Origin of the sequence: Roseobacter phycocola (genome assembly GCF_042055075.2) — a bacterium.
Classification (GTDB): Bacteria; Pseudomonadota; Alphaproteobacteria; order Rhodobacterales; family Rhodobacteraceae; genus Roseobacter.
The window spans coordinates 1,810,313-1,832,063 of record NZ_CP194010.1; the positions used below are offsets into that span (position 1 = coordinate 1,810,313).

Consider the following 21,751-nt stretch of genomic DNA (forward strand, 5'->3'; position numbering starts at 1 on the left):
TGAAAACAAAGGCCTTTTGGTAACGGTTTTGTAACAACTTCAGCAGCGGTGCAAAACTTCCCCGAAGTCAGCCCTTTATTCCACCCCCAGCACATCCGGGGTCTGCCAACCGAGGTGCTGGCCTCCGTCCACACAAAAGAGCTGCCCTGAGACCGCGCGGGCCTCCAGCAGGTAGCCGATCGCTGCGGTGATGTTCTCCGGATCAGACCCGCGCTGCAGCACAGTTGCGGCCCGCTGCTTCGCGAATTCCTCATCTGTCTGACGCCCCCCGCGCAGCGTTGGTCCGGGGCCCACGCCATTCACGCGGATCGCGGGGGCCAGAGCCTGCGCGCTGGTCTGCGTCAGCGCCCAGAGCGCGGCCTTGGCCAGCGTATAGGTCGAAAACTCCGGCGTCAGCTTGCGGACCCGCTGGTCAATCATATTCACAATGACACCCGCCGCAAACGGCTCCCCCCGCGCATCCCGCAGCGGCTCCAGGTTCTGGGCAGCCATCTTCTGGGTCAGGATATAGGGCGCGCGCAGATTGCTCTGCATATGCTTGTCCCAGGAGGCGCGTGTGGCCGTTTCAATCGTGTCGTATTCAAAGATCGACGCGTTGTTGATCAGGCAGGTGACCGGCCCGCCCAGCGCCTGCACCGCGTTGTCAAAGAGCGCTGTCGTCTGATCATCGTCCAGCATATCCGCCTGCAGCGCCACCGCCCTGCCGCCCGCCTCCTCAATCAGCCGGACAGTTTCATCTGCGCCGGCACTTGAGGACGCATAGTGCACAGCCACGGCATAGCCCCGCGCCGCGAGGTAAAGGGCGATCTCACGACCGATCCGGTGCCCTGCACCTGTGACGAGCGCATTGGCCATAACATCTTCTCCTGTGTTCGGTTCAGCTCAGCAGCAGCACCATATACCCGGCATATAGTGCGGCCAGCAGAATGCCCCACCCGCGGGTAATATTCACTCTGAAATAGACAAAAACGGCCAGCAGCAGAGAGGCCCCCAGCATCACCCAGAGATCGAACCGCAGGAATTCCGGATCCACGGGAATGGGCCCCACCAGGCTCGCGATGCCAATAATTGCCAGCAGGTTGAACATGTTGGAGCCGATCACATTGCCCAGCGCCACATCCGCCTGCCGGCGCAGCGCCGCCATGGTGGTTGTCGCCAGTTCAGGCAGCGATGTGCCGATGGCCACCAGCGTCAGACCGATCACCGTGTCGGATACACCGTACTGCCGCGCGATGACGGTGGCATTATCCACCAGCAGATCCGCGCCCAGCGGCAGGCCGATCAGGCCCAGCACCAGAAAGACCGCGATCCGCCAGCCCGGCATATCGGGGTCTGCGCCCTCTGGCTCTTCGTCATCCCCTTTGCAGGCCTGGCGGTGCTGATGCGCATCGCGGAAGGCATCGCCCAGCACAAAGGCCAGCGCACCCAGCAGTACCGCCCCCGCGATCCAGTCGAACACGCCCCTGCAGGCCAGCGCAATAAACAGCAGCGAGGCCAGGATCATGAAATTGTACGTCTTGCGCGTATTGCACTCCGAGGTGTGCATCGCGGCCAGGATCGCCGGCACACCCAGAACAAGCAGGATATTGGCCGTATTTGACCCGACGACATTGCCCAGCGCCAGGCCCGGTGCGCCTTCCAGCACCGCCTGGACAGAGATCAGCAGTTCCGGCGCAGAAGTACCGAAAGCCACAATGGTCAGGGATACGATCAGAGCCGGCACGCCAAGCCGCAGACTGAGATTCACCGCCCCCTTGACCAGCGCATCCCCTGCAAGCAGCAGAATGAGCAGGCCCAGACCGGACAGCAGCCATGGCGCGAGTTCTGTCACGAACGCCCTCCCGTACCACAGTCACAGGGACCGCGGCCGATCCGGTACCGTCCGCATGACCGGCATTTGGCCTGGCTCAGTCTCTTGCCGCCCAGCCAGTGCATCTTGCCGAACATGGCCAGCACGCCCATGACGACGAGAAACAGGGTGACGATTTTGAAGATCATGCGGTTACAGCCCGTACTGCGCGAACGCGCTGCGTTCTTCCACGGACTGCAGTGCATCGTCCATGATGCTCGCACCGAAACGCGCCATCAGCGATTTGCGCGCCCCGAAAGCACGCAGCTGTACCTTGTCGCCAAACCGTTGCTGCAGCAGCGGCTTCATATGGCCGATCCCGTCGATCAGCCCCAGTTCCTGTGCCCTGCGCGCCATCCAGACCTCGCCGGTAAAGAGGTCCTGATCCTCGGGCAGTTTGCCTTTGCGCCGCGCTGCCACGTGCTCTTTGAAATTCGTGTGGATGTCCTCCAGCAGCCCTTTCAGGCGCTCAACATCCTCCGGGTTCTCCGGGCGGAACGGATCGAGCATGGATTTGGACTTGCCGGCTGTGTAAACGCGCCGCTCAACACCGTGCCGCGCCAGCAGTTCATGCGCGCCAAAAGACGCAGAGATCACGCCCACCGAACCGATCAGCGAACTGTCATCGGCATAAATCTCATCCGCCGCCGCCGCCAGCCAGTAGCCGCCCGAGGCAGCCACATCTTCGACAAAGGCGATAAGCGGAATGTTCTTTTCCTCCGCCAGCCGCCGCAGTCTCGCTCCGATCAGCGAGGACTGGACCGGGCTGCCACCGGGTGAATTGATCTGCAGCGCAACAGCAGCCGGTTTGCCGCGGGTGAAAGCTTTTTCGATGACCGGTGCCAGGCGGGCGTCATTCAGTGTGCCACGGCCCGACGCAGAGATCATTCCGGACAGACGGATGACGTTTACCTGCGGGTCCGAATTCAGAAAGGGTATCCAGCGTTTCATGTGACCCCATGTAGAATGCACCGCCGCCCCAAACAAGGCGGGGTGCACAAGAGATTACACCCTGCGCCTTTATTGCCGGATGCGCCAGCCTGTTCTGAAGATCCACCAGATCGCCGCCAGACACAGTGCCGTGAAACCGGCGATGGCAAAAAGCGAGATCCCGATCGGCACATCCGAGGTTTCAAAGAACGCCCAGCGGAAGCCCGAGATCAGATAAACCACCGGATTGAACATCGAAATCGTCTGCCAGACCGGCGGCAGCATCGAGATCGAATAGAAAGCACCACCCAGAAACACCAGCGGCGTCACCACCAGCAGCGGCACCAGCTGCAACTGTTCAAAGCTGCCGGCCCAGATACCGATGATAAAGCCCAGCAGCGCAAAGCTGATACAGGTCAGCACCAGGAACACGATCATCGCCAGTGGATGCGCGATCTGTACATCCACAAAGAAAAACGACGTCGTCAGGATGATCACACCGATGATCAGCGCTTTGGCCGCAGCCGCACCCACATAGCCCGCGACGATCTCCAGAAAGCTCACGGGAGCTGACAGCAGCTCATAGACGGTGCCGATGAACTTGGGGAAATAAATGCCGAAAGAGGCGTTCGAGATCGCCTGGGTGATCACCGAAAGCATGATCAGCCCCGGCACGATGAACGCCCCATAGCTGACCCCCTCAACCTGCTGAATGCGGCTTCCGATCGCTGCACCAAAGACGACAAAATAGAGCGATGTGGACAGCACCGGCGAGATCAGGCTCTGCGCCAGCGTGCGGAAAAACCGGGCCATCTCAAAAACAAAGATTGCGCGGATTGCCAGGAAATTCATGCCACGTCCTCCTGTTCCTCTGCATGTACCAGATCGACGAAAATATCCTCCAGGCTGCTCTGCCGGGTGACCACGTCACGCAGCACCAGCCCGGATTTGCTCACATCCTGCAGCAGCTTGGTGATGCCGGTACGTTCAGCGCGCGTGTCATAGCTGTAGGTCAGCGTGCGGCCGTCTTCGCTGAGGCTCAGGTCATAGCCCCCAAGCGTCTCCGGGATGGCGTCCAGCGTCTCGGAGAGCTGCACATCCAGCTGCTTCTGCCCCATCCGCGCCATCAGCGCGTCTTTCTCTTCGATCAGCAGCATCTCTCCGCGTGCGATCACCCCCACCCGGTCTGCAATCGCCTCGGCCTCTTCGATGTAATGCGTGGTCAGCACGATGGTCACACCGGAGGCCTTGAGGCCTGCCACCACTTCCCACATGTCCTTGCGCAGCTCCACATCGACTCCCGCGGTCGGCTCATCCAGAAACAACAACTGCGGCTCATGGCTGAGCGCCTTGGCAATCAGCACACGCCGTTTCATACCGCCGGACAGCTCGCGGATCTGGTTGTTCCGCTTATCCCACAGCGACAGCTGTTTCAGGATACGTTCAATGGCGGCATCATCGCGCGGTTTTCCAAATAGACCGCGGGAAAAGCGGACAGTGTTGATCACTTTTTCAAAGGGTTCGAGATTGATTTCCTGGGGGACCAGACCAATCATGTTCCGCGCCGCGCGGTATTCGCGCAGCGTACAGTGCCCGCCCACATGCACGTCGCCGGATGTCGCGGTGGTAATCCCGCAGACCGTAGAAATGAGTGTCGTCTTTCCGGCACCGTTGGGACCTAGCAGCGCAACAATCTCACCCTTCTCAATCTCCAGGTTCACGCCCTTGAGGGCTTCGAACCCATCGGCATAGGACTTCCGCAAGTCTTTAATACTCAGAATCGCTGGCATGGCCCCGCCTCCCGTCGGTTTGTCATTGCCTAGGATGAAACCCCGCAGAACAACAGCGCGCTGGCGCACAGGCTGGCCGCGTTTTGTGCGGAAACCCGCAGACGCGCACGGATCAGGCTTTGCCGGTCACCCGGCTCAGCCAGCTCTTTTTTTCCGCCTCAGGCGCATCATCACCGGGGATCTCTTCCTCGGCGGGCCCCTCCAGGGTTTCCTGCAGATTTGCAAAGAACTGGTCCGCCATTTTCTTGGCAAAACCGTCAATGATCCGGCTGCCCAGCTGCGCAAGCTTGCCACCAACTTTGGCTTCGACGTCATAGCTCAGCGCCGTGCCGCCCTCGCTCGGCGCCATGCTGACATCGGCCCCACCCTTGGCGAAACCAGCCGCACCGCCCTTACCCTCGCCCGTGATGGTCAGGGACTGGCCGGGGACCATATCCGACAGGGTCACCGCCCCCTTGAATGTCGCTTTCACCGGGCCGACTTTCTGAACCACCGTAGCCTCGAATCCTTCTTCGGCCGATCCCGACACCTCCTGTGCGCCCGGCACACAGGCTTTCAGCACCTCAGGCGACAACAGCGCCGCATAAACCTCTTCCGGGCTGGCGGCGATCTGGCGTGTATCCGACATCTTCATGGCGTCTCTCCCTGCGGTCCTGTTCTGCGCCGGAGACTGACACAAACAAAAGCGGCGCGCCATTGCGTTTTCAGCGATGTCGTTTTCCGGCTCGACAGTGTCCGGGGGGCTGATATGGCTGAACCCATGTCACAGTCCCCCATGAATAACGCAGCCCTGGGCATTGCCTTTGTGCTGGGCGGTGTTGTCGCCATTTCCTTCAACGACATGCTGATCAAACAGCTCTCGGGCGGCTACCCTCTGCACGAGATCGTCTTTATCCGTTCTTTCGTGGGGCTGATCTTTACGCTGTTCCTGATCCGCATGGAGGGCGGCCTGCACATCCTGAAAACCCGCTGGCCGGTGCTGCATGCCGTGCGCGGGCTGCTCATCGTCGTGGCCAACATGAGCTTTTTTGCGGCCCTTGCCGCAATTCCCCTCGCGGACGCCACGGCACTGTTCTTTGCGGCGCCTCTGATGATCACCGTGCTGTCCATTCCGATCCTGGGCGAAAAGGTCGGGCCTGTGCGCCTGACGGCGGTCATCGTGGGCTTTGCCGGTGTGATTATCATGCAGCGCCCCTGGGCCGACGCGGACCAGCTGCAGGCCTCGCGGCTGGTGCTGCTGCTGCCGGTGCTGGCCGCGCTGACCTATGCCCTCAATCAGCTGATGACGCGCAAGCTGGGGGTCGAGAGCAAGGCCTCCGCCCTCTCGGTCTATGTGCAGCTTGCCTTCATCGTTGTGTCGCTCGGGTTTTTCGCAATCGCCGGCGACGGGCGTTTTGCGGCGAACGCCACAGACCCCTCGCTGCAGTTTCTGCTGCGCGCCTGGATCTGGCCCTCGGCGACCGACTGGGCATGGCTCCTTGGCATGGGCGCAAATGCCGCCGTGATCGGCTATTGCCTCAGCCAGGCCTACCGGATCGCCGATGCCGCCACCGTAGCCCCCTTTGAATACATCGGCCTGCCGATGGCTGTCTTCTGGGGCTGGGTGGTCTTCGGCGACCTGCCCGTCTGGGAAGTCTGGGCAGGCATCGCGCTTATCCTGGGCTCGGGTCTCTTTGTCTGGCTGCGCGAACGGCAGAAAGCCCGGATCATCGCCCGCGCCCCGGTGCGCCGGCGGTGACTCTCGCTTGTGGGGTTTCAGGACCGCGCACGGGTGCCAGACGCATCGCCCCGTGGCGGGCCATCTGTTGCGCTCCACCCCCTGCCTGATAAGCATCCACCAGCGGGATAACTGCCGAATTACCAGCACAGGACACAAAAATGGGTGGCGAAACAGATCTGGACAAACTCATAAGCTCGATGTCGGCCGAACTTGTGCCGGGCCTCTATGTTTTTGCGACAGTGGCGCCCGGACAGGTCCCGCCCGGCCTGTCGCCCCGCATGGTGTTCCACGAGGCCGAGGGCACAACCCTCATCCTGCTGAAGTCAGAGGCGGAAACGCATGGCCTCGCGTTTGAGTTCCCGTGCAGAATGATCACGCTGAACATCCACTCTTCGCTGGAAGCGGTGGGGTTCATGGCCCGCATTGCCACGGAACTGGCCCGGCACGACATGGGCGTGAACCCGGTGTCGGGCTTTTACCACGACCACCTCTTTGTCCCCGACAGCCGCGAAAACGATGCCCTGGCAGCGCTGAAAGATATGTCGTCCGCGTGAACCCACGGAGGCTGACACCGTGGCGATGAAACCGGAGCAGCTCGCTGACACAGCATTTCAGGCCCTGCGGGAAACAGACGAACGAAAAACGGCGGCCGTTCGGGCCGCCGTTCCGTAACATCAAAGCTGACGCAGGTGTCAGGCCGCTTTCCGGCGGCGACGCATCGCGCCAAAGCCCGCGAGTGCAGTGCCCATGAGCACAACCCCAGCCGGGACCGGCACAGGAGATACGTCAGAGTCGACGCGCAGCACCGACGGGTCGCTGTTGGTCGAGACATAGAGGAACGACACAAAGCCACCGTCAAAGCCGGAAACGCTGGTTCCGATCTCACCCGTCGGACCGGCATTGCCGCCCAGCGCAACACCATCGTCCAGCACCAGAACACCGTCGTCATGCGCAATGTTGAACGTGCCACTGGTAAAGGCGCTCAGGCTTTCAAACAGGTAGAAGGTTGTCGTCGCAGTGCCGGTACCGCTGTCGATGTTGCCCTTACTGTTCTTCAGACCGCCGAAACCGCCGTCGAGACCACTGACGCTGCCGGAGCCGGAAGCCAGAAAGCTGCCGATAGTTGTGTTGCTGCCCGAGCTGGTGCCGAAGTCCAGGGCGCCGGAGTAGGAGAACGTGTCAGTACTGATCACGCTGTCTCCACCGCCGAATGTGCTGCCGGGCGCGGAAACCGCATCCCAGTTTGCGACTGACGCTTCGGATTCTGAACGGCTCAGATTTGTTACGTTAAAAGCCGTCACCTTGAAGTCGCCTTCGAATGTACCGGCAACGGATCCTTTATTGATAGAAACAGTCGCCGCATTTGCGCCCATTGCGAACACAGATGTGCTCAAGGCAACCGCAGCAGCAAGAGTGCGGAAATTCATAGTGTACCCTATTTAAAAAGCATCCTTCGCTGAGGATGAACTGGTTCATGTAAGATAGGGGCCGTTCTTTACCGTTTCTTAAGGTTTACGCAAAGGAAATCCGGCATTTTTTCGGCATTTTCTACCGCAGGGTATCTATTGCCAAACTATTAACCACAATACTGCCCAGGTTCTGACAATACACGTCACTTATTGGATGGTTCGTCCAGGCCCGAAGCCTGCCTGAGTGCACAGAACCGCCTCCGGTCGTTTTCCTTGCCACTGCGTCCCGCAGGGTGAGACCCGCGAAACCGTTCCCGGGGTTTTTCCGCGTTCAAACCCAGCTTTAACCACCCCTCAACCTTTCTACAGCGCGCGCTCTGTTACTGCGCCAGAACCCGCGCAACACCGCCGTGCGCACCGACGTGATACCGACGCAACACCGACGTTTTACCGACATCGGATCTGGCATGTTTTGCTGGCAAAAAGGCCAGAGTCTCTGTCCGGGGCCCCAGGACCGTCCGCACTGTTGCGCGGGCGGTGTGTTAACCGGCGAGCGCGCGGTGGGCGGCGATGAAATCAGTAAAGCCGCCCGGTCTCGTTCCAAGCCATGCGCGCCTCGATATCTTCCAGCGGCATTTCCATATCGCCGTGGTCTTTCAGCGCCTGTGAATAGCTCGGAAGCCCCTCAATTGCCCCCCATTTTTCCGGCTGCCACATCGCAGACCGGATCATCGATTTACCGCAGTGGAAAAACGCCTCCTCAACACGCACCAGCAGGACAAGGTCCGGTCTGTGGCCATTGAGCGTTGTGAGATCGAGCACCGCATCGTCCCGCGCGATCTCGGCCGCGCCATTGATGCGCACCACCTCTTTGCGTTTCGGCACAACCAGCATCATGCCAACGCGCGGCACCTCAAGGATGTTGCGGAATGTGTCGGCGCGGTTGTTCCCGATGCGGTCGGGTATGGCGATTGTGTGCTGGTCGATGACCTTGATAAAACCCGCCGGATCGCCCTTGGGCGATACATCCATCTGACCCGCTGCATTGCAGCTGGCGATCGTACAAAAGGTCGTCCGGGCGATCCAGGCAGCACAATGCGCGTCAATATGATCGATGAATTTGTTCACCTGGCTGGGGTGCAACGGGTCCAGCATGCTCTCCAGTTCCGCCACCGTTGTGACCGGTTTTTCCGCCCTGTACATGCCGTTCCCCCCGTTCTGTTCCGTCTGCGCCATCCGGGATGATGCCACGCCGGCGGGCCATCGCCCAGTCCCGTTTGGAGATTTACGGCCGGATGTGCTACTCTGGGGTGTGGGCAATTTTCGCCTGCACTTTTTACGATCTTATATTTTTTGGAGTTTTTATAATGGCACATGGTTCCAGGCATTTTGATATTCTTGCGCCCAGATCCCCGTTTTATCACGGACCATTCGGAAGGCTGTTTCCTGACCTCGACCCCTGGCACAGTCCCGGCACCTCGGATTCCGATGCCGCCCTGCTGGATATTGCAAACAACCTTATGACAGAACTGCCGGGCGAGCTGCCCGCAGATATCGCAGCGGATCAGGCAAAAATTGATCAGCTGGAAAATGACTTCGGCTCGGACATTCCCGCAGGCTACACCTATTTCGGCCAGTTTGTGGACCACGACATCACCTTTGATCCGGCCTCCTCGCTGATGCGGCGCAATGATCCGAACGGGCTGCGCAATTTCCGCACGCCGCGTCTGGATCTCGACAACATCTATGGTGCCGGGCCGGATGATCAGCCCTATCTCTATGATCCTGACGACAAGGCCAAGCTTGCCATCGGCGAGATCGAGGGCCGGCCTGATCTGCCCGATCTGCCGCGTTTCCGGGGCCGTGCGCTGATCGGTGATATGCGCAATGATGAGAACTCCATGGTCAGCCAGCTGCAGCTGGCGTTCCTGCTGGCACACAACACACTCGTGGACCGCGCCCGGGCCGCCGACCCCGGTGCCTCGACCGGTGAGCTCTTCGAGCGGGCGCGCAAAACACTGCGCTGGCTTTATCAGCATATCGTCTGGAACGACTTCATCCCGCGGATTGCGCACAAAAAGATCGCGGAATGCGCAATGAAGCTGGAGAAAACCTGCGATGGGCGGGGCAGCTGGACCTGTCAGCTGGACGATGTCTACAGCTGGAAACATCAGCCCTTTATGCCGGTGGAATTCTCAGTGGCGGCCTACCGTTTCGGGCACTCCATGGTGCGCAACGGGTATCAGACTAACAACCCGGAGCGGGGTTTCGGAAACAACGCGCCGATCTTCGACAACACCGGTGGGGCGGATCCGGATGATCTGCGGGGCTTCCGGCCGATGAAGCCGGAAAACTGCATCCAGTGGGACTGGTTCCTGCAGATGCAGAGTTCCGCGCCCGGGCTCTTCCCGCAGATGGCACGCAAGATTGATACCAAACTGGCCAATGCCCTCGCCTTCCTATTTGAAGGCGCTGCGGGTGACCCCGGAAACGTGCTGGCCTTCCGCAACCTCAAGCGGGGTGTCAGTTTTGATCTGCCGTCAGGCAGTGCTGTTGCGCGGAAATTCTGCCTTGATCCCATCGCACTGGGTCCGGATGAGCCGGATGCGCTCTGGTACTACGTGCTGCGCGAGGCCGAAGACAGTGGCGGCAATGCGCTGGGGCATGTCGGCTCTGTGATCGTGTGTTCGGTCTTTGCCGGTCTGCTCAAGGGTGATCCGCTCAGCTGGATCTCGACCGAGCCCTGCTGGACGCCGGACAAGGATCCGCTGCTGAATGGCGGCGTTGACAATATTGACGATGCGTCCTGGACACTGGCGTCGGTGATCCGTCTCGCCGGTCTGAAAGCAAACGGCATCGGTTTCGCCTGATACGACCTGTAAACCAGGGGCTTGGCGCCGGTGCGCCCGCCCCGACCCTCAGCCCGGATGATCCGTTTCGGTTCGGTCGTCATTGGTGGTTGGCGCGGATATCACGAGAAACCGTACAGGATCCGCACCGGTATTGCTGGCCTGATGCGCGACACCGGGGGGCACGCTGAACCCCTGCCCTTGACTGATCTGCCGGGCCTCACCCCGCGCCTCCATCGTCAGCACGCCCTCCAGCACATAGAAAAACTGCTGTGCAAAGCTGTGACTGTGCGGCGTCTCTGCGGTGCCCGGGGGGCATCTGTTCTTCCTTCACGGACAAATCCGCCGTGTCGACCAGGGGCCAGCCGTCACAGACAGACTGCCAGAGATAGTGCGGTGCGGTCCGGGTACTGATCACGTCCATTGTCTGTCCTCTGCTCTTTGCGCCAGAAGGCCGCAGCACTGCGCCCGCGTCAACGCCTGTCAGATGCGATTTTGCCTTTGACCCGGCCCCGGCCCTGCGCCAAAACAGGGCATGGCAAAATCCCCCTCCTTCTCCTGCAGCGCCTGCGGCAATGTCACCACAAAATGGGCTGGCCGCTGCGAAGCCTGCGGCGAATGGAACACCATCGCCCAGGACGCGGGCATCTCAAAAGGTCCCGCAAAATCGCTGGGCAATAAACGCGGATCGACGATCATCCTGACAGATCTGTCCACTGAAGAAGCCCCCCCGCCCCGCACAAATTCCGGGATCGGCGAACTGGACCGCGTGCTGGGCGGTGGTCTCGTGAATGCATCCGCCATTCTGGTCGGCGGCGATCCGGGTATTGGTAAATCCACGCTCCTGCTGCAGGCTGCCGCCGAATTTGCGCGCATGGGCCTGAAGACAATCTATGTCTCAGGCGAGGAAGCCTCCGACCAGGTGCGCATGCGCGCACGGCGTCTGGGACTTGCGGATGCGCCGGTACGTCTGGCCGCAGAGACCAACCTGCGGGATATCCTGACCACGCTGGAGGCCGAACGCCCGCAACTCGCAATCATCGATTCCATCCAGACGATGTGGGCCGACAACGTGGAATCGGCCCCAGGTTCTGTAAGCCAGGTGCGCGCTGCCGCCCATGAGCTGACCACCTTTGCCAAGCGCAAAGGCATCAGCGTGATTCTGGTCGGCCATGTGACCAAAGAGGGCCAGATTGCCGGCCCCCGCGTCGTCGAGCATATGGTCGATACCGTGCTCTATTTCGAGGGCGAACGCGGGCATCAGTTCCGCATTCTGCGCGCGGTCAAAAACCGGTTCGGCCCTGCCGATGAGATCGGCGTTTTTGAGATGACCGGCGGCGGTCTGTCCGAGGTCGGCAATCCGTCAGCGCTTTTCCTGAGTGAACGGGGCGAGCCAAGCCCCGGCTCCGTCGTCTTTGCCGGCGTTGAAGGCACGCGGCCCGTTCTTGTGGAGTTTCAGGCCCTTGTGGCTCCTTCCCCGCATTCACAGGCGCGGCGCACGGTTGTCGGCTGGGACGGCGGGCGTCTTGCGATGATCCTTGCCGTGCTGGAGGCACGCTGCGGCATTCCGTTCGCCGGGCTGGACGTCTATCTGAACGTGGCGGGCGGCATGAAAGTCTCCGAACCGGCCGCTGACCTTGCCGTTGCGGCTGCCCTTCTGAGCGCGCGCGAGGATGCAGCCCTGCCCGCGGATACGGTCGTTTTCGGCGAAATCAGCCTGTCCGGTGCGCTCAGACCCGCCACTCAGACCGAATTAAGGTTGAAAGAGGCGCAAAAACTTGGTTTCACCGGCGCAATCGCGGCGACGGGTGGGAAATCTGTCAGCGCTGCGGGGATCGCGCTGAACACCATGTCCGACCTGACCGGGTTTGTCGGTGAGATATTCGGTGCGGGCTGAAGTCGACAGAAAGGCGTAAAGGTCTATGGAAGGTTTCACACTCGTTGACGGGGCGGTTGCTCTGGTCATTCTGGTTTCCGCGCTGCTGGCTTATGGCCGGGGTCTGGTACGTGAACTGATGGCGATTGTCGGCTGGATCGCGGCTGCCGTTCTGGGCTTTATGTTCGCCCCGCAGGTAGAACCACTGGTCCGGGAAATTCCGGTGGTCGGTGAATTCCTCGCAGACAGCTGCGAACTGTCGATTATCGGCGCCTTTGCTGCCGTTTTCGCTGTGGCCCTGATTGTCGTGTCGTTGTTCACGCCGCTCTTTTCCAGCATGATCCAGCGTTCCGCCCTTGGGGGTATCGATCAGGGTCTCGGGTTCCTCTTTGGCGTGGCGCGTGGCGTGCTGCTCGTTGCGGTCGCCTTCTTTGTCTATGAAACGGTGATCACCGGCGAAAGCTACACTGTTGTGGACGAAAGCCGCTCTGCGGTCGTGTTCTCTCAGGTTGCTGAGCAGATCGAAACGGCTGAACCGGAACAGGCGCTCGGCTGGATCACAGGCCGATATGAGGCCCTTGTAGGGAACTGCGGGCAGTAACGCTGCCCGACAGGCCGGAAACAGGCCAGCTACAGGCATTAACTGTAATTTATTCTGAGCGTGCAAGGGTGCGCCCCGCAGTGACCAGCGGAGAAGCCCTGACGTGGATCAAAACCAGTTTTCAGTATACGAACACGTATCTGTTCCCGTATTTGTGGTCGCCCCCGACGATAATCTGACGCCACATTATCTGTGGGTGAACGACGCCTGGTCCAGGGCGACGGGCATTGCTGCCGACACGGCCATCGGCCGGACAGAGACGCAGCTGTTTCCGGACCGGACCGATCAGCGTGCGCTTGATCATCACCGTGCGGCACTGACCACCGGACGGGGGTCCCGGTTTGATCTTCCCGCGCCGTGGCCCGGCACCGGCGGCGTTGTCCGGACGACCCTTCAGGCCGTTTCGGATACCGAAGGCCGGATCACCCACGCCGTTGGCACCTGCGAGACAATACCCTCAGCAGACAGCGGCCCGGTCTCTGAGGCTGAGGCGCTCTCCGAAGCGGAGCATTTTATCGCCATTGCCGCACACGATCTCCGGACGCCCCTGCGCAATATCCGGACGCTCATCGCCTTGCTCAAGGACGATCTTTCAGAGCTGGATGAAGGCAAAGGTGGCCTGATCGACGTGCTGGACGAAGCGGCTGCGGGCTCCGGGCAGATGATTTCGGATATTCTGGCTTATACAGAGGCACTCGCCTCACCCCGAGAAACGGAAAAAACAGACCTGCGCACATTCATGACAGGGCTGCGCGAAACACTGGATCCGCAGCACGCGGTGCAGTTTGACTGCCCCGACCTGTCCGTCATCTGTGACGCGCCTGCGCTCAGGATCACGCTGCGCAACCTCGTGGACAACGTCATCAAACACAACCTGCGGAAAAACCTGTCGGTGGCACTGCAGGTCAGCGGGTCCGGGACGTCGGAAGTCCGCGTCTCTGTGGTCGATAACGGCAAAGGCTTCACCGCCCCTGAGCGTCTCTTCTTACAGACCACCGGCATTGCCAATGAAAGCGGGTACGGGCTTATGGCAGTACAGCGCCTCCTGCACCTGCGCGGCGGCCGGATCACTGCAGCAAACGCGCCCGGCGGCACGGGTGGCGTGGTAACTTTCTGGCTGCCCGGACAGATCGCCGATCAGCCGCCGCTTCTGCAGGACCCCGGATCCGTTCTCAGGCTGCCCAGAACGGCGACCCGTTGAGCCCGCCCGGAGCCACAACCGTGGCTCCCCTGCGACAATCGCGCGAGCATGCGGATAGTTTCGTGACACCGGCCGCTGCAGGCCCTACATAATGCGCCTGAGACCCACCGGATTCGGAGCTGCCCCGTTGACCAGGACCATGCCCCCCGCCCATCCCTTCGACACGTCCTTTCTGCGCGACACCGGAGATGACGACAAACTGAAGGAAGAATGCGGCATTTTCGGCGTGATCGGCGTTGCAGAAGCTGCAAACTTTGTGGCGCTCGGGCTGCACGCGCTTCAGCATCGCGGCCAGGAGGCAGGCGGTATCGTCAGCCATCACCCCGAACTCGGTTTCCAGTCTGCACGCCGTTTCGGATATGTGCGCGACAACTTCACCAGCCAGTCCGTGATGGAAACCCTGAAGGGGCCCCTGTCGATCGGCCATGTCCGCTATTCAACCGCCGGTTCCAAAGGTCAGACAGCGATCCGTGACGTGCAGCCGTTTTTCGGTGAGTTTGCCATGGGCGGCGCTGCCATCGCGCACAACGGCAATATCACCAACGCCAATGCGCTCCGGCGCGAACTGATCGAGCGTGGCTCGATTTTCCAGAGCTCGTCGGACAGCGAATGCATCATTCACCTGATGGCCCGGTCCCTGCAGCGCACCATCCCCGAACGGATGGAAGACGCCCTGCGCCGGGTTGAGGGAGCGTTTTCTGTTGTGGCCATGACCCGCACCAAACTCATCGGCGTGCGCGACCCGCTTGGCGTCCGCCCGCTGGTGCTGGGCCAGGTGGGCGACGGTTGGGTGCTCAGTTCCGAGACCTGTGCGCTCGATATCATCGGTGCTGATTTCGTGCGCGAGATCGAACCGGGCGAAATGGTCGTCATCACCGACAAAGGGGTCGAATCCCATTTCCCGTTCCGCCCGCAGAAACCGCGCTTCTGCATCTTTGAACACGTTTATTTCTCGCGCCCAGACAGCATTCTCGGCGGCCGCTCCGTCTATGAGACGCGCGAGGCAATTGGCCGCGAACTGGCCAAGGAATCGCCGGTTGAGGCCGACCTGGTCTGTCCGGTGCCGGACAGCGGCACACCTGCGGCCATCGGTTACAGCCTCGAATCCGGTATTCCCTATGCCATGGGCATCATCCGGAACCAGTACATGGGCCGCACCTTCATCGAGCCCACTGAACAGATCCGCAATATGGGCGTCCGGCTCAAACTGAACGTGAACCGCGCACTTATCGAGGGCAAACGGGTGATCCTTGTGGACGACTCGGTGGTGCGTGGCACGACGTCCCGCAAGATCAAGGAGATGATCCTTGATGCCGGTGCAAAGGAAGTGCATTTCCGGATCGCTTCACCGCCCACGGCGTGGCCCTGTTTTTATGGCGTCGACACGCCCCAGCGGGAGAAACTGCTCGCCGCGACGATGTCCGAGGACGAAATGCGCGATCACCTGCAGGTGGACAGCCTGAAGTTCATCTCGCTGGACGGTCTGTACCGTGCCGTCGGAGAAGCAAAAGGGCGCAACCCGAAACAGCCGCAATACTGCGATGCCTGTTTTTCCGGCGAATACCCGGTCGAACCAGCGGATATGGTCGAACAGGGCTTTGAAATGAAAGCCGCTGAATAAGCGCAGGCCCCCGCCCTGTGCGGTTCTGACGCTGAACCAGGCTGCGGTCTCTGCTTGACGCAGCCGCCGTTCCACGGCACGACCGGCGCATGACAAAAACAGCTCTTATCACCGGCGCTTCGCGCGGTCTCGGCGCCGCACTTGCAGAAGCGCTCTGCCCCACGCACCACATTATCGCGGTGGCCAAAACCACCGGCGCTCTAGAAGAACTGGATGACCGCATCCAGGCGCGGGGCGGTGCGGCAACGCTGGCGCCGATGGATGTGACGAACGCGGATGCCATGGCGACCCTGTGCCGCGGCATCTTTGACCGCTGGGGCAATCTGGACATCTGGCTGCATACGGCCGTTCACGCGGCCCCCCTCGCCCCCACGGATCACATCGACAGCAAGGACTTCGCCAAATCGCTGAACGGAAACGTTACCGCGACAGCCACTCTCATTTCCTTTGTCGCCCCACTTCTGGGTCAGACCGGGCAGGCCGTCTTTTTCGATGACCCGCGGGCGGGCGAAAAATTCTTTGGCAGCTATGGTGCCAGCAAGGCCGCACAGATTGCACTCGCCCGCAGCTGGCAGGCGGAAACGGCCAAAACAGGCCCGGCGGTGCACATTCTGTCGCCTGCGCCCATGGCCACGGCCACCCGGGCCCGTTTTTACCCCGGCGAAAAACGGGACCACCTGAGCGATACACAGGACCAGGCTGCGGCACTTCTGGCACAACTGCAGCTTTCTTAAACGCATGTCACGGTCTGCAGGCGGCATGCGCTTGCTGCCTCCGTCCCCCTCGCCTATCAAGGCGCAAAGGGGTCAACATGCGAATTCTCATCACCAACGACGACGGTATCAATGCACCGGGGCTCAGGGTCCTGGCACGGATCGCCGACGAAATTGCCGGACCAGACGGTGAAGTCTGGACGGTGGCACCTGCCTTTGAACAATCAGGCGTCGGCCACTGCATCAGCTATACGCATCCGATGATGATCGCGGAGATGGCGCCCCGACGGTATGCCGCCGAAGGATCACCGGCCGACTGTGTCCTGGCGGGATTGCATGACGTGATGAAGGAATGCCCCCCTGATCTGGTGCTGTCCGGCGTGAACCGGGGCAACAATTCAGCCGAAAACACGCTCTACTCCGGCACCATTGGCGGCGCCATGGAAGCGGCACTGCAGGGCGTTCCTGCGATTGCGCTCTCGCAGTACTTCGGTCCTGCGAACAACCAGACCGAGGACCCTTTTGAAGCCAGCGCAGTGCATGGGGCAGATGTTGTCCGGCGGATTCTTGCGCATATGCCAGAAGAGACATCCGGCTACCGTCTGTTTTATAACGTGAACTTCCCACCTGTCCCCGCATCGGGTGTTAAGGGCACCCGGCTGTCGCGGCAGGGTCTGCGCGACGGGACAGTATTTTCCACCGAACCGCATCTCTCGCCATCGGGGCGGCGTTTTCTGTGGATCCGCGGTGGCAACCAGCAGGTATCCACAGCGCCTGGAACAGATGCCGCGGACAACCTGGATGGCTATATTTCGGTCACGCCCATGCGCGCAGACCTCACAGCGCATGATGTGATGGAGGACCTGAAGGGCATCGCAACATGACCGGTGACGCTGAGCGCAAGATGCAGTTTCTCTACGCGCTGCGTTCGCGCGGCGTAACGGACAAACGCGTGCTCCAGGCAATGGAAACCATTGATCGCGGGCCCTTTATCCGCGGTATCTTCTCGGACAGGGCCTATGAGGACATGCCTTTGCCCATCGCTTGCGGTCAGACCATCAGCCAGCCTTCGATTGTCGGACTGATGACACAGGCGCTGCGGATATCGCCCCGTGACAAGGTACTGGAAGTGGGTACCGGGTCCGGCTATCAGGCTGCCGTGCTCAGCCGCCTTGCGCGACGCGTCTATACTGTGGACCGTTACAGCCGGCTGGTGCGTGAGGCGCGCGCGCTTTTTGACGAGATGGATCTGACAAACATTACCGCACTGACAGCGGACGGCAGTTTCGGGCTGCCGGATCAGGCGCCATTTGACCGGATTATCGTCACCGCCGCTGCCGAAGACCCGCCCGGCACGCTGCTGGGGCAGCTCAAACCGGGCGGCATCATGGTCGTGCCGGTGGGCCAGTCGGACGCGGTTCAGCACCTGATTGTCGCGCGAAAGACCGATGATGGCGTCGAATACGATGAATTGCGCCAGGTCCGTTTTGTCCCTTTGCTGGAAGGCTTGGGTAAGGACACATAAGCTGCTATATTGTCCGCAAGACAGCCGGGCCAACCGGCGTGTGCCACACGGCAGATTGAGGACGAGCAGATGACCCCGACCCGTTCGCGCAGCCGCGCGTATCTTGCAGCGACGACCGCAGCAGCACTTGTGGTGCTTGCAGCCTGTGACCAGCCACTGGACTTCGATCTGCGGCGGGGCGGTTTCGGGACCGCCGATGCGGCCAGCTCCGTGCAGACCACAGACAGGCCGGCGCCGGACAGCCGCGGTGTCATTTCATACCCGACCTATCAGGTGGCCGTCGCAAAACGCGGCGATACGATCAACGATATTGCCAGCCGACTTGGCGTGAGCGCGGCTGAACTGGCGCGTTTCAACGGAGTAGACGCAGCTGTACCGCTGCGGGAAGGCGAAGTCGTCGCCCTGCCCGCACGTGTACCCGGCCCCTCCGGCGCCACCGGCACAGGACAGCCCGGTGCCGTCGACATTGGCGCACTGGCCGGGGGCGCGATCGACCGCGCACCGGACAACAGCAGTTCGGCGTCAACATCAGGCGTTCAGACAGCTGCACTGCCACCGGCGAACGCCGCGCCCACCCCGGAGACCAAAGAACCCATCCGTCACAAAGTCGTGCGGGGTGAGACGGCCTTTACGATCTCCCGGCTCTATGACGTCCCCGTCAAGTCGCTTGCCGAATGGAATGGACTGGGGCCCGACTTTGCGATCCGCGAGGGCCAGTTCCTGCTGATCCCTGTTGCCCGCCAGGCACCGCCAGCAGCGGCTGCAGCACCGGTGACAGGACCCGGCACCGGGACACCGACGCCGACGCCGCCCAGTGCCGCAAAACCACTGCCCGCTGCAGAAGCCCCTGTTGAGAAAGCCGCCGAGCCTGAGGTCGACATCGGCGAGGAGACGATCGCAGCAAGCTCTGCCCGGATGGTTTTCCCGCTTGAAGGCACCATCATCAGGACGTTTTCCAAAGACAAGAACCCCGGGATCGATATCCAGGCCGCTCCGGGCAGCCCCGTTCGTGCTGCTGACGCAGGTGTTGTCGGCTCGGTTCTGGTGGATACGGACGGTGTGCCCATCATCGTTCTGCGTCATGAGCCACAGCTTCTGACTGCCTATGTCAACGTAACAAACTATTCGGTCAAGAAAGGCGACAAGGTCGCACGGGGACAGCAGATCGGCACTTTAGGCGATGAGGACGGCACTTTCCTGCATTTTGAGGTCATCGAAGGCGGGCTCGAGCGCGTGGATCCGATGCTTTATCTCAAATAATCATCGGCTTCGCTGAATTTCCCCGCGAATGCCATAATTCCGATTGATCACGCCACAGGGATGCCCTGTTTCGGTTCCAGAAACAGTGTGTGACTTTCTGCCCTGTGGAGACTGCTATGTCCGCTAGTACTGCAAAAAATGCGCTTGTTTCTGCATCATTTACGCTGACCAACGGCCCTGACGGTGTTTGCAAATCACTTCGTCTGACTTTGCAAAGCCGTGCGCATACCCGGACCGTTCCTGGAAAAGTTATCCCTTTTCCCGTGCGCTTCAGGTCTTCAGTGCAACGGCCTGCCGTCCGGCCAGGTCGGTAAAAAACTGCCAGGCCACCCGACCGGACCTTGAGCCCCGCGTCGCCTGCCATTCGATGGCTTCGGCCCGTAGTGTTTCGTCATCTATTTGCACGCCCCAAGCGTCACAATACCCTCTGATCATGCTCAGATACTGATCCTGATCGCAGGGATGAAAACCAAGCCACAGGCCGAAACGATCCGAGAGGGAAACTTTCTCTTCTACCGCTTCTGACGGGTTGATTGCGCTGCCCCGTTCGTTCTCGATCATATCACGGGGCATCAGATGCCGGCGGTTGGACGTCGCATAGAGGACAACATTGTCCGGTCGCCCCTCAATGCCCCCATCGAGAACGGCCTTGAGGCTTTTGTAGTGGGCGTCGTCATGACCAAAACTCAGGTCGTCGCAAAAGAGGATAAAACGGTACGGCGCGTCCCGCAGAAGGTTGAGCAAGCGCCCGACAGAGGGCAGGTCTTCTCTTTGAAGCTCAACAATACGCAATACCTCATGTGATGCATGAATTTTGCCATGTATCGCCTTGACAAGGCTGGATTTACCCATGCCACGCGCACCCCAGAGCAGCGCGTTGTTTGCCGGCAGTCCCCGGGCAAACTGCTCCGTGTTGGCAAGCAGCGTGTCACGCGATCGGTCGATGCCGACCAGCAGATCCAGATCAACACGGGATACTGCAGGCACTGGCTCCAGACGATCCGGCGAGACATGCCACACGAACGCAGGCGCCGCTGAGAAATCCGGCGCGGCCACAGGGGCCGGCGCCAGTCGCTCAAGGGCTGCCGCGATGCGCTCTACGGGATCGTCAATCACGAAGCGGCATCCTCGTCATCATAGTAGCCTTCCGCACGCAGTTTTGCCTCGCGCTTGGTCTCGACCCGCTTCACCAGGAAGATGGACACTTCGTAAAGTCCATAGACCACGACGAACAGAATAACCTGGGTGATCACATCAGGCGGTGTCACCAGCGCAGCAAGCACAAGAATGGCGACCACCGCGTATTTTCGCACATTCCCCAGCCCCTCAGAGCTCACAAGCCCAGCCTTGCCCATCAGTGTCAGAAGCACCGGCAACTGAAAGCACATGCCAAACGCGACGATGAATTTGATGGTCAGGTTCAGATATTCCTGGGCTGAACCCTGGAAAACCACGCTGAGACCGGGCGCATTCGCGGGTTCACTGACCACCGCCTCGCCCTCGGCCCCAAACTGCTGGAACCCCAGAAAGAAGTCATAGGCCAGCGGGGTGACCACATAGAACGCAAAGGATGCGCCCAGCAGAAACATCACAGGTGACGAGATCAGGAAAGGCAGAAAAGCGCCCTTTTCATTCTTGTAGAGGCCCGGCGCCACAAAGCGCCACATCTGATGGGCAATCACCGGAAAAGACAGGATAAGTCCGCCCAGGAGCGACACTTTGATCGCGACGAAAAAGCCTTCCTGCGGACTGATAAAGATCAGATCACAGTCCTGACCCCGCTCAGACAGAACCTTACAGAGCGGATCGGTCAGAAAGTTGAAAATCGGCGTTGCCACCGTAAAACAGATGATCATGCCGATCAGGAAGGCAATCACCGACCGGATGAGCCGCGTGCGCAGCTCCGCCAGGTGTTCAATCAGCGGGGCGGCACTTTCGTCCATGTCATCGGAAGCGCTCATGTGTCACTCTTTGGTTCAGGCGCCGCTGCGGCTTCGAGAGCCGCGGCTTTGTCCTGCGCCTCCTGCGCTTCCCGCATTTTGCGGTCCGCAGCGGCGCGGGCAGTCGCGGCCTGGATCTTCTTTGTCTGTTCCGCGCGCTCAGCCGACAGCTTGCCGGTCTCGCTCTCGGGATCGAATTTAGTCATATCCGCAGCGGCACTTTTCACACCATCCATGGCGGAACTTACCGGGTTCGTTGCGGCTTTGAGGCCTTTGGATATGTCTTTTACCCCGGCATCGTCCGCGGCATCATTCATCGCCCGGCTGAATTCGCGGGCCATGCCTTTGGCCTTGCCCACAAACTGCCCGATGGTGCGGAAGAGCACCGGCAGATCCTTAGGGCCAATCACAATCAGCGCGACGATGCCGATGACCAGCATCTCCGTCCAGCCGAGATCAAACATGGA

24 protein-coding genes are annotated in these 21,751 nt (G+C 60.7%); 11 read left to right on the plus strand and 13 right to left on the minus strand.

Annotated features, from left to right (window positions below; translation table 11 throughout):
- Window positions 1-75 precede the first annotated feature (75 nt).
- The 7 genes from AB4K19_RS08885 to AB4K19_RS08915 form a co-directional block, all read right to left on the minus strand.
- Window positions 76-855 carry an SDR family oxidoreductase gene (locus AB4K19_RS08885; protein WP_375228041.1) on the minus strand — a complete coding sequence of 260 codons (780 nt, stop codon included), beginning with the start codon at window positions 853-855 and terminating at the stop codon, window positions 76-78.
- A 22-nt stretch (window positions 856-877) separates the two neighbouring features.
- On the minus strand, window positions 878-1,831 hold the full coding sequence (locus AB4K19_RS08890) for a calcium/sodium antiporter (protein ID WP_375228042.1): 954 nt from the start codon (window positions 1,829-1,831) through the stop codon (window positions 878-880).
- On the minus strand, window positions 1,828-1,998 hold the full coding sequence (locus AB4K19_RS08895; protein ID WP_375228043.1) for a hypothetical protein: 171 nt from the start codon (window positions 1,996-1,998) through the stop codon (window positions 1,828-1,830). Before AB4K19_RS08895 ends, AB4K19_RS08890 begins: the two co-directional genes overlap by 4 nt.
- Window positions 1,999-2,002: 4 nt before the next feature.
- Window positions 2,003-2,800 carry a S49 family peptidase gene (locus AB4K19_RS08900; protein WP_375228044.1) on the minus strand — a complete coding sequence of 266 codons (798 nt, stop codon included), beginning with the start codon at window positions 2,798-2,800 and terminating at the stop codon, window positions 2,003-2,005.
- A 69-nt stretch (window positions 2,801-2,869) separates the two neighbouring features.
- Window positions 2,870-3,631, minus strand: a complete 762-nt coding sequence (locus AB4K19_RS08905; protein ID WP_375228045.1) for an ABC transporter permease — start codon at window positions 3,629-3,631, stop codon at window positions 2,870-2,872.
- Entirely contained in the window at window positions 3,628-4,569 is a 942-nt protein-coding gene (locus AB4K19_RS08910) for an ABC transporter ATP-binding protein (RefSeq protein ID WP_375228046.1), read from the minus strand. The genes AB4K19_RS08905 and AB4K19_RS08910 overlap by 4 nt, the downstream gene beginning before the upstream one ends.
- 112 nt (window positions 4,570-4,681) lie before the next feature.
- Complete coding sequence (locus AB4K19_RS08915; protein ID WP_436399471.1) at window positions 4,682-5,203, minus strand: CoxG family protein; 522 nt, start codon at window positions 5,201-5,203, stop codon at window positions 4,682-4,684.
- A gap of 114 nt (window positions 5,204-5,317) precedes the next feature.
- Between AB4K19_RS08915 and AB4K19_RS08920 the strand changes: the two genes are divergently transcribed.
- Both AB4K19_RS08920 and AB4K19_RS08925 read left to right on the plus strand, forming a co-directional pair.
- A complete protein-coding gene (locus AB4K19_RS08920; protein ID WP_375228048.1) occupies window positions 5,318-6,307 on the plus strand; it encodes a DMT family transporter in 990 nt (329 codons plus the stop codon).
- A 140-nt stretch (window positions 6,308-6,447) separates the two neighbouring features.
- Complete coding sequence (locus AB4K19_RS08925; protein ID WP_375228049.1) at window positions 6,448-6,843, plus strand: ACT domain-containing protein; 396 nt, start codon at window positions 6,448-6,450, stop codon at window positions 6,841-6,843.
- A gap of 138 nt (window positions 6,844-6,981) precedes the next feature.
- On the opposite strand, the gene AB4K19_RS08930 is transcribed toward AB4K19_RS08925, so the two are convergent.
- Both AB4K19_RS08930 and AB4K19_RS08935 read right to left on the minus strand, forming a co-directional pair.
- Window positions 6,982-7,716 (minus strand): VPLPA-CTERM sorting domain-containing protein, encoded by a 735-nt coding sequence (locus AB4K19_RS08930; protein ID WP_375228050.1) that lies wholly within the window; start codon window positions 7,714-7,716, stop codon window positions 6,982-6,984.
- Window positions 7,717-8,274: 558 nt separating this feature from the next.
- The gene (locus tag AB4K19_RS08935; protein ID WP_375228051.1) at window positions 8,275-8,901 is read right to left on the minus strand and encodes an MSMEG_1061 family FMN-dependent PPOX-type flavoprotein; all 627 of its coding nucleotides are present in this window, start codon (window positions 8,899-8,901) and stop codon (window positions 8,275-8,277) included.
- Between the two features lie 164 nt (window positions 8,902-9,065).
- Between AB4K19_RS08935 and AB4K19_RS08940 the strand changes: the two genes are divergently transcribed.
- A complete protein-coding gene (locus tag AB4K19_RS08940; protein ID WP_375228052.1) occupies window positions 9,066-10,568 on the plus strand; it encodes a peroxidase family protein in 1,503 nt (500 codons plus the stop codon).
- 48 nt (window positions 10,569-10,616) lie between these two features.
- Here the strand turns inward: AB4K19_RS08940 and AB4K19_RS08945 are convergent, their stop codons facing one another.
- Window positions 10,617-10,805: a cupin domain-containing protein gene (locus AB4K19_RS08945; RefSeq protein ID WP_436399472.1), complete on the minus strand. Its 189-nt coding sequence runs from the start codon at window positions 10,803-10,805 to the stop codon at window positions 10,617-10,619.
- Between the two features lie 277 nt (window positions 10,806-11,082).
- Here AB4K19_RS08945 and radA point away from each other — a divergent pair, with 277 nt between their 5' ends.
- From radA to AB4K19_RS08985, 8 genes are all read left to right on the plus strand, one after another.
- Window positions 11,083-12,444 carry a DNA repair protein RadA gene (gene radA / locus AB4K19_RS08950; protein ID WP_436399473.1) on the plus strand — a complete coding sequence of 454 codons (1,362 nt, stop codon included), beginning with the start codon at window positions 11,083-11,085 and terminating at the stop codon, window positions 12,442-12,444.
- Between the two features lie 25 nt (window positions 12,445-12,469).
- A complete protein-coding gene (locus tag AB4K19_RS08955) occupies window positions 12,470-13,024 on the plus strand; it encodes a CvpA family protein (RefSeq protein ID WP_375228055.1) in 555 nt (184 codons plus the stop codon).
- 103 nt (window positions 13,025-13,127) lie between these two features.
- Window positions 13,128-14,225 (plus strand): PAS domain-containing sensor histidine kinase, encoded by a 1,098-nt coding sequence (locus AB4K19_RS08960; protein ID WP_375228056.1) that lies wholly within the window; start codon window positions 13,128-13,130, stop codon window positions 14,223-14,225.
- A 139-nt stretch (window positions 14,226-14,364) separates the two neighbouring features.
- Window positions 14,365-15,846 carry an amidophosphoribosyltransferase gene (gene purF, locus AB4K19_RS08965; protein ID WP_375228057.1) on the plus strand — a complete coding sequence of 494 codons (1,482 nt, stop codon included), beginning with the start codon at window positions 14,365-14,367 and terminating at the stop codon, window positions 15,844-15,846.
- A gap of 89 nt (window positions 15,847-15,935) precedes the next feature.
- Window positions 15,936-16,580, plus strand: coding sequence for an SDR family NAD(P)-dependent oxidoreductase (locus tag AB4K19_RS08970; RefSeq protein ID WP_436399474.1), 645 nt, complete (start codon window positions 15,936-15,938; stop codon window positions 16,578-16,580).
- A 77-nt stretch (window positions 16,581-16,657) separates the two neighbouring features.
- Window positions 16,658-17,443 (plus strand): 5'/3'-nucleotidase SurE, encoded by a 786-nt coding sequence (surE, locus tag AB4K19_RS08975; RefSeq protein WP_436399475.1) that lies wholly within the window; start codon window positions 16,658-16,660, stop codon window positions 17,441-17,443.
- On the plus strand, window positions 17,440-18,084 hold the full coding sequence (locus AB4K19_RS08980) for a protein-L-isoaspartate(D-aspartate) O-methyltransferase (RefSeq protein WP_375228058.1): 645 nt from the start codon (window positions 17,440-17,442) through the stop codon (window positions 18,082-18,084). Before surE ends, AB4K19_RS08980 begins: the two co-directional genes overlap by 4 nt.
- 69 nt (window positions 18,085-18,153) lie before the next feature.
- Window positions 18,154-19,344, plus strand: coding sequence for a LysM peptidoglycan-binding domain-containing protein (locus tag AB4K19_RS08985; RefSeq protein ID WP_436399476.1), 1,191 nt, complete (start codon window positions 18,154-18,156; stop codon window positions 19,342-19,344).
- Window positions 19,345-19,614: 270 nt separating this feature from the next.
- On the opposite strand, the gene AB4K19_RS08990 is transcribed toward AB4K19_RS08985, so the two are convergent.
- Genes AB4K19_RS08990 through tatB form a run of 3 tightly spaced genes read right to left on the minus strand, consistent with a single transcriptional unit; the run spans window position 19,615 to window position 21,748 of the window.
- Window positions 19,615-20,460, minus strand: coding sequence for an ATP-binding protein (locus AB4K19_RS08990; RefSeq protein WP_375228061.1), 846 nt, complete (start codon window positions 20,458-20,460; stop codon window positions 19,615-19,617).
- Window positions 20,457-21,305 (minus strand): twin-arginine translocase subunit TatC, encoded by an 849-nt coding sequence (tatC, locus tag AB4K19_RS08995; RefSeq protein WP_375228062.1) that lies wholly within the window; start codon window positions 21,303-21,305, stop codon window positions 20,457-20,459. The genes AB4K19_RS08990 and tatC overlap by 4 nt, the downstream gene beginning before the upstream one ends.
- Window positions 21,302-21,748 (minus strand): Sec-independent protein translocase protein TatB, encoded by a 447-nt coding sequence (gene tatB, locus AB4K19_RS09000; protein ID WP_375228063.1) that lies wholly within the window; start codon window positions 21,746-21,748, stop codon window positions 21,302-21,304. The genes tatC and tatB overlap by 4 nt, the downstream gene beginning before the upstream one ends.
- Window positions 21,749-21,751 lie beyond the last annotated feature (3 nt).

What these genes read in the sequence shown, in the direction of transcription:
- AB4K19_RS08910 (WP_375228046.1), bottom strand. Translation starts at nt 4,569, where the DNA reads ATGCCAGCGATTCTGAGTATTAAAGACTTGCGGAAGTCCTATGCCGAT.
- AB4K19_RS08980 (WP_375228058.1), top strand. Translation starts at nt 17,440, where the DNA reads ATGACCGGTGACGCTGAGCGCAAGATGCAGTTTCTCTACGCGCTGCGT.
- tatB (WP_375228063.1), bottom strand. Translation starts at nt 21,748, where the DNA reads ATGTTTGATCTCGGCTGGACGGAGATGCTGGTCATCGGCATCGTCGCG.
- AB4K19_RS08915 (WP_436399471.1), bottom strand. Translation starts at nt 5,203, where the DNA reads ATGAAGATGTCGGATACACGCCAGATCGCCGCCAGCCCGGAAGAGGTT.
- AB4K19_RS08905 (WP_375228045.1), bottom strand. Translation starts at nt 3,631, where the DNA reads ATGAATTTCCTGGCAATCCGCGCAATCTTTGTTTTTGAGATGGCCCGG.
- purF (WP_375228057.1), top strand. Translation starts at nt 14,365, where the DNA reads ATGCCCCCCGCCCATCCCTTCGACACGTCCTTTCTGCGCGACACCGGA.
- AB4K19_RS08885 (WP_375228041.1), bottom strand. Translation starts at nt 855, where the DNA reads ATGGCCAATGCGCTCGTCACAGGTGCAGGGCACCGGATCGGTCGTGAG.
- AB4K19_RS08970 (WP_436399474.1), top strand. Translation starts at nt 15,936, where the DNA reads ATGACAAAAACAGCTCTTATCACCGGCGCTTCGCGCGGTCTCGGCGCC.
- AB4K19_RS08940 (WP_375228052.1), top strand. Translation starts at nt 9,066, where the DNA reads ATGGCACATGGTTCCAGGCATTTTGATATTCTTGCGCCCAGATCCCCG.
- AB4K19_RS08920 (WP_375228048.1), top strand. Translation starts at nt 5,318, where the DNA reads ATGGCTGAACCCATGTCACAGTCCCCCATGAATAACGCAGCCCTGGGC.
- radA (WP_436399473.1), top strand. Translation starts at nt 11,083, where the DNA reads ATGGCAAAATCCCCCTCCTTCTCCTGCAGCGCCTGCGGCAATGTCACC.
- AB4K19_RS08900 (WP_375228044.1), bottom strand. Translation starts at nt 2,800, where the DNA reads ATGAAACGCTGGATACCCTTTCTGAATTCGGACCCGCAGGTAAACGTC.
- surE (WP_436399475.1), top strand. Translation starts at nt 16,658, where the DNA reads ATGCGAATTCTCATCACCAACGACGACGGTATCAATGCACCGGGGCTC.
- tatC (WP_375228062.1), bottom strand. Translation starts at nt 21,305, where the DNA reads ATGAGCGCTTCCGATGACATGGACGAAAGTGCCGCCCCGCTGATTGAA.
- AB4K19_RS08930 (WP_375228050.1), bottom strand. Translation starts at nt 7,716, where the DNA reads ATGAATTTCCGCACTCTTGCTGCTGCGGTTGCCTTGAGCACATCTGTG.
- AB4K19_RS08935 (WP_375228051.1), bottom strand. Translation starts at nt 8,901, where the DNA reads ATGTACAGGGCGGAAAAACCGGTCACAACGGTGGCGGAACTGGAGAGC.
- AB4K19_RS08985 (WP_436399476.1), top strand. Translation starts at nt 18,154, where the DNA reads ATGACCCCGACCCGTTCGCGCAGCCGCGCGTATCTTGCAGCGACGACC.
- AB4K19_RS08925 (WP_375228049.1), top strand. Translation starts at nt 6,448, where the DNA reads ATGGGTGGCGAAACAGATCTGGACAAACTCATAAGCTCGATGTCGGCC.
- AB4K19_RS08895 (WP_375228043.1), bottom strand. Translation starts at nt 1,998, where the DNA reads ATGATCTTCAAAATCGTCACCCTGTTTCTCGTCGTCATGGGCGTGCTG.
- AB4K19_RS08955 (WP_375228055.1), top strand. Translation starts at nt 12,470, where the DNA reads ATGGAAGGTTTCACACTCGTTGACGGGGCGGTTGCTCTGGTCATTCTG.